The organism is Streptomyces sp. NPDC026672, from assembly GCF_040638185.1.
Classification (GTDB): domain Bacteria; phylum Actinomycetota; class Actinomycetes; order Streptomycetales; family Streptomycetaceae; genus Streptomyces.
In genome coordinates, this window is the sequence record NZ_JBEZXS010000004.1 from 191584 (window position 1) to 204587 (window position 13004).

The following is a 13004-nucleotide window of genomic DNA, read 5'->3' on the forward strand; positions in this document are numbered from 1 at the left end:
CCAGAACTGCCCCGAACGAATGTTCGTGGGCAGCTAATAGAAACCGTAGGTTTCTATTTGCCTAGCTATTTGCTTGAGCTAGGGCTTGCGCTTGAGCACGTATACGCGCGCTCGATGCGTCAGTTGCTGCGTCACCGGGATTACTCCGTCACACGCCCGCCGCGAGAGCCTCCAATTCGCGGTTCTGGGCGACGAGTTGTGCAATGGCCTTGTCGACGAGTTGCGGCTTCGGAGCACGCGCGAGCGCGGCCTGGATCGGGCCGAAAGGCGAGGAGATGTCGACCGAGGCGATACGGACCTGGGTTTCGGTGTGGGCGCCAGGCCACGCAAGAACCCGTACCAGCCCGTGAGTTCGCAGGTCCCGGATGGCGCGGGTGGCAGTGCGCAGGCAGACGTACATTTCGTCAGCAAGAGCCTGCTGGGTGATGTAGGCGCAGGACCAGCCGGTGTCCGCGTCGTAGCGGGACTTGGCGTTGGTCACCAGGAACGTGTAGGCCAGCCGCGCACGGGCGGGAACCCGGCAGAGGATGTCCTCCACGGAAATCGGCAATTCGCTGCCGTTTTCCGAGTCTTCGAGAATGTGATCACTCATGCTATTCTCCCGGAGAATGCAGTTGATATGGCGTGGCGGCCATCAGGAGCCAGGCCCCGGCGGAATCCGGTCAAGGTCCGCCGGGGCCTTTCTGCGTGTCATGCCGGAACGCGGCGCTTCTGGACGCCCTTCTGGGGACGGCCCCGCCCTGCGGGGACCCACTCGTTCTTCTTCTCGTCGAAGATCTCCACCCGGGTCTTCTTCGGGTGGCCGTCCTCGACGGACTTCTCCGGCTTGGGGGCGAGAAGGGAGCGGCCGTGGATCAGGGACTCCCGCGTCTCGGCGATCCGGTCCAGCAGGCCGGTGCCGATCGTGTCCAGCAGTTCCTCGGCCCGGGTGAAGGCCGCGGTGACGGTGGCGGCCTCCTGGGCGCTGAGCGTCACGTCGGGGGCGTCGGAGACGACCGCGAGCGCCATCTGTCCGTCGGCCTCGGTCTCGACGGCCGGCGTCTCCGGCGGCGTGTGGTCCGGCAGATGGCGCCAGGTGATTTCCAGCAGCGCGCGGGAGAGGTCGTGCACCGGGATCTCGGCGCGTAGCGCGGCGGCGGCGACCTCGGCAGTGGCGTCGTCGAACGTCTCGTTCTCGCTGATCACGAGCAGCATGGGGTTCTCGCCCTTGCTGAGCTGCTCGATGAGAGCGATGCCGATGTTGTCGACGATCGTGATGTCGTCCTCGGCGGACTCGACGTTGCCCAGCACGTCGACCGTGTGGCCGTTGCCCGTCTCGTCCCAGATGACCTTGTAGGGCAGCTCGCAGCGGATGGCCCACTCCCACACGCGGTGGACACCCTCGGAGGTGACGGAGCCTCCGGCCGGCAGGAACACCGCCAGGTCGTACTCCTCCGAGGGGGCGAAGTACCCCTCGCCGTCTTCCGGCCCGAAGGCGAACTGATCGTTGAGGGAGTCGCAGACCAGTTCCGGGGATACGTCGCCGCCCCCGAAGATTCCGAGTGTTACCGGGCGCTTCCCAGTAGCCATATTTTCCTCACATGGGTTGATGTGCTTGGCGGGAGCGATGTTGCCTTCCCTGCCTGCCGGAAAATAGGGGTGTCGTGACCGTTTCTGTCGAATCCACTCTGGCGGCGCAAATAAGCCCGGGAGAGTGAGACACCCCCGCTGACCTCTAAGGACCCGGCATTGGCATACCTCGTCTGGCCCTGCCGCGGACGATCGCCGAAATGTTTTGTGTCTCACTCGAACGGCGGAGCATGGTGAGAGTTCCGGCGAGTGAAGCTGCCGCGATAGGCAGAAGGAAGTCCCTGTCCACCCAATGGTCGAGAGCCAGGGCGGCGCCCAGGGCGGTCAGGGACTTCAGGTATCCGGCGGCGATCTCAGGCAGACGCAGCAGGTCACACACCGGGCGGACCAGGGGGAGCAGGACGCATTCCCAGGCGAAGAAGGTGGCCAGTGCGAGCACGATCAGATATGTCATGAGGGCCCCTGCATCAGGGGGCGCTCGCGTACACGATCCGGTACGAGGCGCCCACGCCGAGTTGGCGCTGGATGATCTGATCGAGACGGTACTGATTGACTCTTTTTCCGCGGTAATAGTGGGAGCGGGAGTCTCCGGGAGTGCCCTCCCACATGTAGTCGCCGCTCGGATTATTGCCGTCGAAATACGGGGCGACCTTGTCGGCTTCTTCGAGAAGGAAGTGGTCGTAGTAGAAAGTGAGCGGCCCGATGTTCGCGTACGGGCCATTCGCCACAACCGACTCCCACAGCAGCCCGTCGTATTGCACTCGCGCGCTCGCGGTGTACGGGATGCTCTGCGACCAGTTCGGCTCGGCGACCGGGGCCTGGTCGACCTGCGCCCACACGGCGTCGTTCGTGCCGGGCTGGATCGCGCTGTACACCGAGGCGATGTCGTCGGCTGCGTACCCGAGACTGACCGCACCGTCGCCGCCGAAGGTGGGGCTGGTCTTGAAGGTGACCGCTAGCCGGTACCAGGTCGTGTTCCCGGTGGGGTCGAAAATCGGGCTGCTCGTGCCGCGTACGAGCTGATCGCCGTTGTGGGCCCAGATGGTGATGGGCACGGAGGAGGCGACCGGCTTCACGTACAGCGACGCGGTGTAGACCGTGGAGGGCTTCAGGCGGGTGATGAGAGCGCTCTGGCCGGTCACGGTCGTCACGCCGGTGCGCGGGGACAGGCCGTTGATCAACGTGGCGGTGGGCGCCGTGGTGATGCTGAAGGACGCGGCGTTTCCCACGATGCCGCCGCCGGAGACCAGGGTGAGCGCGGCGGTCAGGCTGGGGTCCTTGACCTGGTTCCATCCCCACACGCTGTTCTGGAACGACGGGTTCTTCACCAAGTTCAGGCGGGTCGCGCGGAGCTTGAGCACGAGCTGGCGCGGCGGCTGCCAGGAGCGGGCCGGGCTGGCGCTGTTCTTCTTCGTCGCCAAGGTGGACGGAATCCAGATGCGGTGCTCGTCGGTGAAGAAGACGAACCGGCTCGCGCCACCGCTGGTGACGCGCGGGACGACGGCGGCCCACACCGCCGTGTCCTCCATGAGGAGCTGGGCGCTGGCCTGCTGCCACTTGAACCCCCCGGCCGTGGTCACGGCGGAGCCGGCGGCGTAGGTGCCGATGAGGTTGAAGCTGGCGTCGTAGCGCAGGATGGCGCACTGGAACTGCTGGCCGGCCACTTCCGCGGCGGCGGAGATCTGGGCCTGGTAGGTCACGCCGGGCTCGACCCGGACGAAGGCTGCCTGGAGCGGTCGCAGCGTGAGCGTGGCCGGCGCCGCCACCGGAGTGCCGCCGACGTCAGTGCTCGGAGTCGTGCCCGGCAGCGCGTCGTCGGTGGTGAAGGCCCTGTATTTCACGTCGGCGTACGTCTGCCGTCGGGCGAGGAGGTTCGGGTAGGTCCCGAAGTTCTGCACGGCGGTGTAGGAGTTCGTCGGCGGAGGTGACTGGTAGACGAATTTCCCGGAGAAGGCGCCGCAGGAGGCTCGCTCGGTCGTCCGGCTGAACGTCATGTAGCTGGTCTCGCCAGCCCCGCCGACGGGCTCGTACAGCATTCGGCCCTCGTAGGACGCCTGCTCCAGCGTGAAGAGGTTGGAGCCGAACTGGTTGGTGTCCAGATCGCTGCCCGGCGGGGTCTTCTCGAACTGAACGTAGGCCAGTTGCTGCGTCTCGTTCACCGCCATGTTCGACGAGGTGACGCCGAGACGGGCCTGGTCGAAGATGCCGTAGATGCGGCCCATGGGACCGGGTACGTACTCGGAGTTGGGAACGGTGAGGGACAGGGAGAGACGCTTCCACTGTCCGACGGTGTCACCGGTTCCCCCGGGCCGATACACGCCAGAGGTGACGTGAGTGAAGGCGGGGTCCGGGTAGACGGAGGGGCCGTAGGGCACCACGGCGATATCGGCGAAGGCACCCGGGACGTCGGACTGCGTCAGGACGCATGAGCCGTTGCCCACGCTGGTGCCGGCGAGCGATATCTGGGTGATGAGCCGGAGGGCTGGGTCGAATACGCCGTTTCCGACGCTCGTCCCGGCGAATTCGACGGGGATGGGGACGGTCATGAGCGCACCCTTTCCAGCAGCCCCCAGCCGTAGGAGGTGTTGTTGCGTGTGTCGTTGACGGTCGCGAGGGTGCGCCAGCTCTGGCCGGGAATTCGGGACTCCACGAGAATGTCTGCGGCACGGTTGCGGACGCGGAACCGCTCACCGGACTGCACCGGTGTCCAGGTAGCAACTTGCTCTACCGTGACGGCCGTTACCGTCGAGCCGGACAGGGTGACGGTGGTGTAGGTGAGCCGGTCCCGGGAGGCGAGCCAGTAGGCCGTTGAGCTGTAACGGAAGACGACGCCGTGCTCCATCGTTCCGGCGCTGTTGTCCGGGGCGGACATGAAGGTGACGTACGCCTGCTCGCCCTGGTGCCCGGCGGGAACCGGGTCATAGACCCACACCCGGTTGAACCACAGGACACGGCCTGCCTTCTTCTCGTTCGTTCCGGCGCCGGCATTCCAGGCGGTGGGCCGGACGACGCCCCGCGCGTTCTCCCAGGTGCCGTACGAGACGTTCCAGGGAATCGGGACACCCATCTGACCGGCGGCAGGCTTCACGTAGCCCGCGGGTGCGCTGCCGGTGGACTGCGGGTAGGCGTAGTTCTGCAACTCAAAGCGGTCGTACAGCAGTTGGGCATCAGATCCCAGGAAGCCAGTGCCGCCGAAAGTGCCGTAGGAGTTGTAGAAGTTGATGAACAGACGGACGTCTTCGCCCGTCGCCGTGGCCGTGCGGTTGTGGTACAGCGTGTACGTGTAGCGCTGCGAGTTCAGCCCGCACCAGCGCCACCACTGGTTGTCCGTGTTGTAGCCCGACGGGAAAATCCCCAGGGAAGGGAGCGCGGCTTCGTAGAGGTGGCCGCGCCAGGCAATGCGGTCCCCCTTCTTGTACGCCTTCGTGGCCGACCACGAAATCACCTTCGGCGTATAGACGGAGTCGGACACGATGCGGCTGGGCTCAGGGGACGTGTTCGCGGTGTAGGGCGTGAACGTCCACTTCTCCGGGCTGAGGTCCGGCTGCCGGCCGACGGACTGCGCACGGGCCACGTACACCGGAGCCTTGCCCCATCCCAGTGGATTCCAGATGACCGCCTGGCCCGGGAAGTAGGTGTTCGTCGAGTCCCAGGTGGAGGCCCGGACGAGCCCGGACAGGAACACTTCGCGGGTGCCCGCGGTCGTCTTGGCGGTGTAGTTCAGGGAGTTGCCCGTACCTGGACTGCTGGTACCTGAGCGGGCGCCCTGGGGTGAGATCCACCAGTCGGGGCTCACGCCGGAGGAGACGTCCGGGTTGATGGTCCCGCTGGGCAGCGAGAGGTTCCAGCTCCCGTAGCCGCCCGTGAGCATGTTCTGCTCGGTCAGAGTGTCCTGGAGCGTATTGGGCGTCAGGGCCTGCCAGTACGTGGCGGACAGAGCGTCGCCGGTCGGCCGTACGTTGATGTTGATGCCGCCGCCCTGGATCATCCAGTAGCACGCGGTGATGCCGTAGCCCGTCGAGAGGGCGTTCTTCCCCGTCACCGTGAGGGCCAGGGTGTTGCCGGTCGCGGTCAGGTTGAAGTTTCCGACGAGCTGAATCGGGATGAGCTGCCGGGAGGGGCTGTAGAGGTCGAGCGCCGGCATGGTGGCGGCGACCCCGTTGACCTTGGCGGTGATGATGCCGCCGCCGGGGTCGGCTACCGCCACCAGGAGCACGTTGTAGAATCCCGCCCCGCCGCTCGCCGCGCTGAAGGTGAACGTCAGGATGTCGCCGACGGCCGCGTTGTCGAGGTGGATGTAGCCGGGGTACGGGTCGGCCACGCGGTCGGGGTCACGCACGATCGTCCCGGTGCCGGTCCGGGTCGGATTCGTTCCGGCGACATAGGACAGGTACGCGGACTCGCGCCGGGGAGTGCCGACCGCGGCGTACAGCTCGCCGTTGTACTGAACGATGTCGGAGTAGAGCTGGGAGCCGGCCGTGGTCGAGTAGACAGTGTCGCGCTGCCAGGTCGGATACGTGGGGCTGGTGAAGGCGGATTCGTCGAGGTCGTGCAGTTCGTTGTAGCCGATCGACACGTCCGAGTCCCACCCGGTAATCGCCTTCACCAGCGCGGCTGTTGAGGAAACACTGCCTCGGTCGCGCTGAATCAGGGCAGCATCGCGGACGTAGGTTCGGCGAAGTTCCGGCAGCGTGGGCAGGCGGTCTGCAATGCCCATCTGCTGTGCCAGTAGGGTGATTTGCCGGTCAGTGCATCGCAGGACGTTGTTGAGGCGCAAGAGTTGGTCGTTCTCGCACTTCATGACATCGAAGAAGTACCCGAACAGCATGCAGAAGCGGGCGAGTTGCTCGTTGACGGGAATGCTCGATGCTGTTGATTCGACTGTTTCGACCTTGTACGGGCGCGGGATGTTGTCGTAAAGGAGGAGGCTGTTTCCGAAGTCCCCGACAGCGAGTCCGACTCCGCCGCCGCAGCGCATCCACTGCTCGCTGATGGAGGAAAGGCTCCAGTAGGTCGGATTCAGATCGGGGGCGCCGCTGGGGCCGGCCTGAATGGCGATGTAGACGCTGGAGTTGTAGGTGACCAGGTCGCCCGGGTAGTAGGTGACCGTTGAGTCCCAGGTGTCCGGTGCCGTCGAAACGAAAATGCCGTAGTAGTAGACCTGTCCGGGTACCACCGTGTCGTCGAGGAACGTGTTGGTCTCCGTGCCAGCCGGTGTCTCCAGAATGTTCCAGCCGTCGTCCTCGGCCTCCGGGATTCCATAGCTGTTACGCACCAGGCGGAGCTTCGTCCAAGCCTTCACCCCTGCGAGAATCTGCGAGGCGGCAGCCTGAATCGGCGTATCCCACGCCACCTCCAGTGCTCCGTAACTGCGCTGCTCCACAGTGACGTTGGAGTTGAAGGCGACGAAAAGAGGTGCGCCGTAGAGGGTCTTGGCGTAAATGTCGAGCTGGTAGACACCCATGGCGTTACCTCACGTCAGGTCGCGGACGAAGGAGACGCTGATCGTGGCGTTGGCGTCCACGGTGTTGTCTGAGGCCCCGTGCTGGCTGACTTGCACCTGCATGGGAATTCCGGCGTTCCATCGGCCCTGCCACGACAGGTTGATTCGGTGCCTGATCCATGTCTGGGTCTCGATGAGTGAGTCCTGGCCAGCGATCTCGTCGTTCCCGCGCATGAGCCGGACGTGCACGAAGTGCAGGTCGTTCGGGCGGCGGACGGTGGAGTCGGCCCACACCTGAATGCTGACGTCCCAGAATCCCGTCATAGGTGCGACTACGTTCGATCCGCCCTGGTACATCTTGTTCGGGTCGAAGTCGGCCGCACCCCATTTGAAGGGAACCCATTTCCCCTCTCCGGCCGGGACTTTCATGCCCGGTGCGCGGATGACAGCAGCGGCGGGCTTGCTCGGCTTGGTGCCGGACTGCCCGACCAGGAGCTGGGTCATCAGCGTCAGCCAAGTTGCCTGCTGCTGGAGGGCCTTGAGCCGATCGGTGACGCTTGCGAAGGTCTTGCTCTGGCCGAAGTTGGAGACGGGCGCTGGCGTCTTGAGCGTCATGGCGCCCGCCTTCGGCGGCCAGGTCGTTCCGCTGGGTGACCAGCCGCCCCAGATATGCGGGTTGGTGCCGACGGTCTTCTCAATGGCAGCCAACTCGTTCTGGATATCGTTTACATGCGCGGCCCAGATCGTGTCGACCTGGTCGACTTTCGGAGTCCACGACTTAACCGACATGGGGTATACGGCAGGCATAGCGTTCGCTCCTATACTCCGCCGCTGGCGGTAATGACCATGTTCCCGATGATGGGAATCTCGTTCTCTCGGCAGATGACGTCAGCGGTACCGCTTTGCGGGAGATCGGAGCGGGCCATGAGCTGAATGACGACCCAGTCCACACCGGCGACGTCCTGAATGGCCCGGTACAGGTGGGAGATGGAAATGCGGGAGGAGAACGTCGTCTCGGGCGGCGTGAAGACTTCCTGAATCGCCTGCTGCACGGCGAGCTTCACGGTGTCGCGGCGGTAGCGCGGCAGCACGGACAGCAGCACCGGAAGCGTGGTGGAGCCGATGTTCACCGGGATCAAGGAGCCGTTGACGACGTTGACGACGACGCCGGACAGGGCCCGCTCCTGCACGTACTGGGCGACCGCGTCGCGCTGACCCTCGGAAGGCAAGATGTTGTTCGGGCCGATGACGTAGATCGTCACGGCGCTCGCCGAGCGGACCACGGCGCGGGCGTCGGCGACACCGGCGACCGCCAGCGCGAGGTCGGCGTAGTCCTGGGAGGAGACCGCGCGGCCCTGGGTGCGGAAGAGGCGCGGTGCGTTCTCGCGGATCTGGTCGGTTGGCTCCACGTCCGCTCCGCCGGCCATGGGCGCCGAGCCGGCGACGACCACGCCGGGCAGGGCGTCGGCCAGGTCGACGATGGAGCCCTGGGGGATGTTGCCGTAGGAGCCGCCTCCTGTGCGGTACGCGGCGGCGAGCTTGATGCCGGTGGCCGGCAGCGCACCGTTGGTCCCGTCGCCGAAGGTCACGCGGGTGACGCCCTGGTCGTCGGTCTCGGCGGTGAAGACGAGGTCGCTGTCGCGGACGAGGAGGAAGTCCCGTACGCGGGTCCACTCCGTGCCGCCCACGCCGTCGTCGAGGAAGATCCTCACTGTGTCGAGCAGAACCGGCGTCTGGGCGAGAGCGAAGACCTGGCTCTTGGTGCCGTCGCTGGTGCCGATGTCCTCGACGCGGACGGTCGAGCCCGGGTCCCCCGATGTCGAGGGGTACAGCACCAGACTGCGGTCGCCCTGGGTGACCCCCTCGACGACCAGGCCGACGATCTGGGGCACGGGGGTGGTGTAGGCCGGCACCGTGACGGGGGCGGCCAGTTCGTAGGTGACGGGGCGGTCCAGGCTCGGGATGTACTCGGTGATCACCTGCGTGCCGATGTCCAGCGTCATGGGAGAGACCAGGCCGGGCGCCGGGGAGAACGCGACCTGGCCGGTGGCCGGGATCGCGGGATGCGGCTGGTAGCCGAGCTGCTGGGCGATGGCGACCACGCTGGAGCGCTGGGTCGCGGTCGCCAGGAACGACTCATCGGCGATTCGGTCCTGGTAGAAGGAAACGATGTCGCCCATATACGAGAAAAGCTCGACCATCACCACGCCGAAATCAGCCGGCGACCGCGATGTCCATTCCGGAAGGATCTGCGTCGCGTACTGAAGCAGTGAGTCCCGGTAGCCGGTGAAATCACGCGAGGTGTAGTCGATCTGCGTTACGGCCCCGCTGTCGACTGCCACGGCATACACTTCCCTTCCGGTACCTCCAGCGGAACCGAATGAGAAATGAGTGCTGGCCTAATACGGGGATTCTACGGAGCCGGGCAGGACGCCCGTTAATTACTCTGGCGTGGAAATCACCGTCCCGCCGACCAGGACGCCGACTGTGCGGGTGTTGTCGCGCTCGGCTCCGGGGACGTCCGCTCGGCTCACCTGGACGTTGACGTTGACGGCGCCCAGGGCCTCGTTCACGTCGGCCACGATGGCGGAGACGACGGCGGACGGCTCGAACTGGGCGACGGCGTCGATGACCGCGCGCTGGAGCTGGTCGTTGGCCACCTCGGCGTTGACCGCGAACAGGGCGGCGCTCGTCGGTACGCCGTACGTGCTGCGCATCACCCTCTCGCCTGGCAGCGTGCCCACCAGGGCGTGCACCCGGTCCAGGAGCTGCTCACGCTCGTCGGTGGTGGCCGAGACGCCGCCGGAGTGGTCGATGGCGAACGGGGTCCTCATGGCAATGGAGACGGCCTGGTCGTCGGGGGTGCGGGGCTGGGTGATGACTGGCGGGACGTCGTCGGTGTCGCTGTCGAGCGGGACCAGGGCGCACGCCCGACGGATGGCGTCGCCGTAGGCGAAGAAGTCCGGCAAGCGGTTCTCTGGCAGGGCGATGGCCGTGGCCGACAGGTCCCCACTGGCGTAGAACGACTTGCGCAGGGTCAGCGAGAGGTCGAGCTGGACGCCGGCCCTCGGCCTGTTGCGGTTGCAGATGTTCTGGGGGTCATCGCCCGCGAAGCTCACCGGGGCGCGGTCGGTCTCGAAGCCCGCGGCGTTGAGTTCCTGCACGATCAGCGAGGCCAGGACGGTGTCGGCTCCGCTGATATAGGTGACCTTCTCGGCTTCCTGCTGGTCGGCGGTGCCGTGCCAGACCACGGTCCGGCTGGAGTTGCCCGTGTTCACGACACAGAAGGGCTCGTCGAACGCGGTCGCCGGCAGGGCGAGGCTCTCGGCTGTGAGGTCGTTCAGCGCTTCGAAGGAGTACCAGGCGCCGGAGTCCCCGGCCGCGTATGCCGCGAGCTGCGAGGTGGGCGGGTCGATGCCACCACCATGAATGGCTGCGTGCAGCAGGTAGGTGCCGCTGCCGTAGCGGTTCTTGATGTCGTAGTCGATGCCGAGGATTTTGTCGGCTGCCAGGTAGCGGAAATTCGGGTAGGCCACTGCCTTCTCCTCAGATAATTCGGGCGCGGACTCCGGTCAGAGACATGTCGTAGGGGGACGCGGCTCCGGCGGGGAACAGTGCCTGGACATCGCCGCTCGTCGTCAGGGTGATCCGGGCGGCCGGGGTGTCGTGCTGCCCGACCGGGATCACCACCATCCACTTGTTGTCGAACGTGGCGGTCGTGCTGGCGTCGGTGGTGCGGTAGTACGCGGTGACGGTGTACGTGGTGCCGGGAGTGAGGCCGGTGACGCTGCGGGCGTTGGAGGTGCTGGCGTTGTTGGTGGACTGTGTCTCGGCGGAGCGGTTGTCCTCCTCGACCGCGATGGTGGTGCCGCCGAGAGAGACGCGGCAGCTCATCAGGCAGCGGCTGGCGGCCGTGGAGTTCTGCATGAGTGCACCCCACGTGATGATCACCTGTCCGGAGGCCGGGGCGACGAAGGTGAAGCTGGGGCCGTTGGGGTCGGTGACGTAGGTGAGGCTGGTCGTGGTGGTCGTAGTCCGGTACTCACCCAAGACGGTCTTGGAGTTGTACGCGCTGCGGTAGACGGTGGCGGTGGTCGCGCGGTGCGCCTCAATGGGCCACGCCCCTTGGGGCAGGCTGGCGAATTTCACGGTCACGCCGAGGCCGATCGCGGTTGAGGTCTCCACGGACCCGGACAGCTCGACCATGCCGTCCTGCGTGACGCGGTACACCGGCGACCCGGCGGAGGAGGCAGTCCACCCCGGTTCCAGAGCCAGCGGTGTCCAAAGGCCGGGTACCGCTGTCCGAAGACGCGGCCAGTAGATGGGGTGGCTGCGGTCCCCGCCGTCGAAGGCGACGTAGACCTGATCGCCGGGGAGCGCTGTGCCGATGCTGGCCGGCTCCGCCCAGCCGCTCACGGCGGTACCCATGATCTGAGGGATGCGCAGGCGCACCCGGCCGCGGTTCTGCGGGTCCTGCGCCGTGACCACGAGACCGCTGTAGGTGCCGTACAGAGGGGTCATGACAGCCCTCCGGTGTACGCGGCCCGCCAGCGCCCGTTGACGAGCACGGTGGGGGCGGGGTTGACGGGGGGCTGCTGCACCTTCAGGTCCAGCTTCCGGGCGTCGTTGCGGCCCAGCACGAGCGTGGAGGTGTACGTCGTCTTCTGCGGGTAGAGCAGATTCACGTTGACCTTGTGCACGGCGGAGCGGACCATCCACAGGCCGAGGTTGGTCTCCCCGACCGCGTCGCCCTGGACGTCGACCACAGAGCCGGGACGCAGGCGTGGGTCGCCGTTGGTGACGGCGCGTGCCTCGACCCACAGCCAGTCCGACTCCGCGGCCAGCAGGCGGCTCGCCTGGTTGTACGACGCGGCCGGCCGGTCGGCGTACTGCCGGTCCAGGACGGCGGCCACCTGCTTGCCGTGGAGCGTGGTCCGGGTCTGGGAGTAGGAGGCGGGCGTGAGGATGCTGGAGGTGCGGTTGTAGGCCACTGCCTGGTACCGGGCGCGTACGCCGCCCGCGGGGTCGGTGTCGCCGAGAACTGCGGAGAACTCGCGCAGGGTGTCGATGACTCCCGGCGCCTTGGTCATGCGGAACAGCGGCACGCTTCGGTCGGAGGCGGGCATGACCGTCTCGCGGTCGACGAACCACATCACGGTGCCGTCCACGTAGACCCGGTAGCCGATCTGGTCTGCCACGTCGCACAGGAACTGCCAGTCGCTCATCGACTGCATCTGCTGGGCGAAGATGACGGCCGAGCCGTCCACACGGGGCTGGAGGTTGTACTCGGTGGCCACCGTCCGGGCGATGGCGCTCGCGCTGGTGTCGCGCCAGGTCCGGTTGCGCCGGGTCTGCATCAGCATGGATGTACCGGTGAGGGTGTAGACCACCGGAATCTGCACAGCGTGCCCGAAGCGGGGGTCCGTCTCGCTGGCCAGGACACGGGAGGAGGCGACGTAGCCGTACCAGTCGGCCGAGTCGTCGGACCACCAGCCGAACCGCAGATGGACAGGGGTGTTCTCTCCCCACACGGACCCGGCCGGCGTGCGCCACTGCTGTGAGGGCATGGCCGGGTTGTAGGTGTGCATCACCGTCAGCTCCGCCACCTGGTGCGCGTTCTCGGCCTGGTACAGGTCGAAGCTCGACACCCAGGCCCCGCGCTCCAGGGCCGGCTCTGTTGCCGTCAGGTGGGGGCGGTAGGTGTTACGCCACGCCACGGGGCACCATGATCTGAAGACCGGCCGGCGGCTGCGTCCAGTCGAGGACCCGTGGGTTGGCCTCGGCGTACATCCACCAGGACGTCTCGCTGCCGTAGTACTGCGCCGCGACCGCGTCGACCCGTTCGGCTGCGCGCCACCGGTAGTCGGACACGCGCAGGGACTGGTCGACGGGCGGGCGCTGCATGACCGCGAGCTGGAGCTGACCGTTGCGGTCGGGCACGAGCGCAGTCTCGTTGCGCTGGTAACGCGAGGTCCGGGAAATGGCCACTGCT

At 66.5% G+C, this 13004-nt stretch carries 11 protein-coding genes; all 11 read right to left on the bottom strand.

Annotation, left to right across the window (positions count from 1 at the left end):
• Positions 1-148: 148 nt before the first annotated feature.
• The 11 genes from AB0F77_RS05810 to AB0F77_RS05860 all read right to left on the bottom strand — a co-directional run bounded on the left by AB0F77_RS05810 (position 149) and on the right by AB0F77_RS05860 (position 13000).
• Positions 149-592: a hypothetical protein gene (locus AB0F77_RS05810; RefSeq protein WP_361942036.1), complete on the bottom strand. Its 444-nt coding sequence runs from the start codon at positions 590-592 to the stop codon at positions 149-151.
• Between the two features lie 98 nt (positions 593-690).
• On the bottom strand, positions 691-1569 hold the full coding sequence (locus AB0F77_RS05815; RefSeq protein ID WP_361942039.1) for a hypothetical protein: 879 nt from the start codon (positions 1567-1569) through the stop codon (positions 691-693).
• A 145-nt stretch (positions 1570-1714) separates the two neighbouring features.
• On the bottom strand, positions 1715-2023 hold the full coding sequence (locus AB0F77_RS05820) for a hypothetical protein (protein ID WP_361942042.1): 309 nt from the start codon (positions 2021-2023) through the stop codon (positions 1715-1717).
• A 13-nt stretch (positions 2024-2036) separates the two neighbouring features.
• Complete coding sequence (locus tag AB0F77_RS05825) at positions 2037-4115, bottom strand: hypothetical protein (RefSeq protein ID WP_361942045.1); 2079 nt, start codon at positions 4113-4115, stop codon at positions 2037-2039.
• Positions 4112-7033 carry a hypothetical protein gene (locus AB0F77_RS05830; protein ID WP_361942048.1) on the bottom strand — a complete coding sequence of 974 codons (2922 nt, stop codon included), beginning with the start codon at positions 7031-7033 and terminating at the stop codon, positions 4112-4114. The genes AB0F77_RS05825 and AB0F77_RS05830 overlap by 4 nt, the downstream gene beginning before the upstream one ends.
• Positions 7034-7042: 9 nt before the next feature.
• Entirely contained in the window at positions 7043-7819 is a 777-nt protein-coding gene (locus AB0F77_RS05835) for a hypothetical protein (protein WP_361942051.1), read from the bottom strand.
• Positions 7820-7830: 11 nt separating this feature from the next.
• A complete protein-coding gene (locus AB0F77_RS05840) occupies positions 7831-9354 on the bottom strand; it encodes a baseplate J/gp47 family protein (protein WP_361942054.1) in 1524 nt (507 codons plus the stop codon).
• A 99-nt stretch (positions 9355-9453) separates the two neighbouring features.
• Positions 9454-10548 (bottom strand): poly-gamma-glutamate hydrolase family protein, encoded by a 1095-nt coding sequence (locus tag AB0F77_RS05845; protein WP_361942057.1) that lies wholly within the window; start codon positions 10546-10548, stop codon positions 9454-9456.
• Between the two features lie 10 nt (positions 10549-10558).
• The gene (locus tag AB0F77_RS05850) at positions 10559-11533 is read right to left on the bottom strand and encodes a phage baseplate assembly protein V (protein WP_361942060.1); all 975 of its coding nucleotides are present in this window, start codon (positions 11531-11533) and stop codon (positions 10559-10561) included.
• Complete coding sequence (locus AB0F77_RS05855) at positions 11530-12729, bottom strand: contractile injection system protein, VgrG/Pvc8 family (RefSeq protein ID WP_361942063.1); 1200 nt, start codon at positions 12727-12729, stop codon at positions 11530-11532. The genes AB0F77_RS05850 and AB0F77_RS05855 overlap by 4 nt, the downstream gene beginning before the upstream one ends.
• Positions 12716-13000 (bottom strand): hypothetical protein, encoded by a 285-nt coding sequence (locus AB0F77_RS05860; RefSeq protein WP_361942066.1) that lies wholly within the window; start codon positions 12998-13000, stop codon positions 12716-12718. Before AB0F77_RS05860 ends, AB0F77_RS05855 begins: the two co-directional genes overlap by 14 nt.
• Positions 13001-13004: the final 4 nt, after the last annotated feature.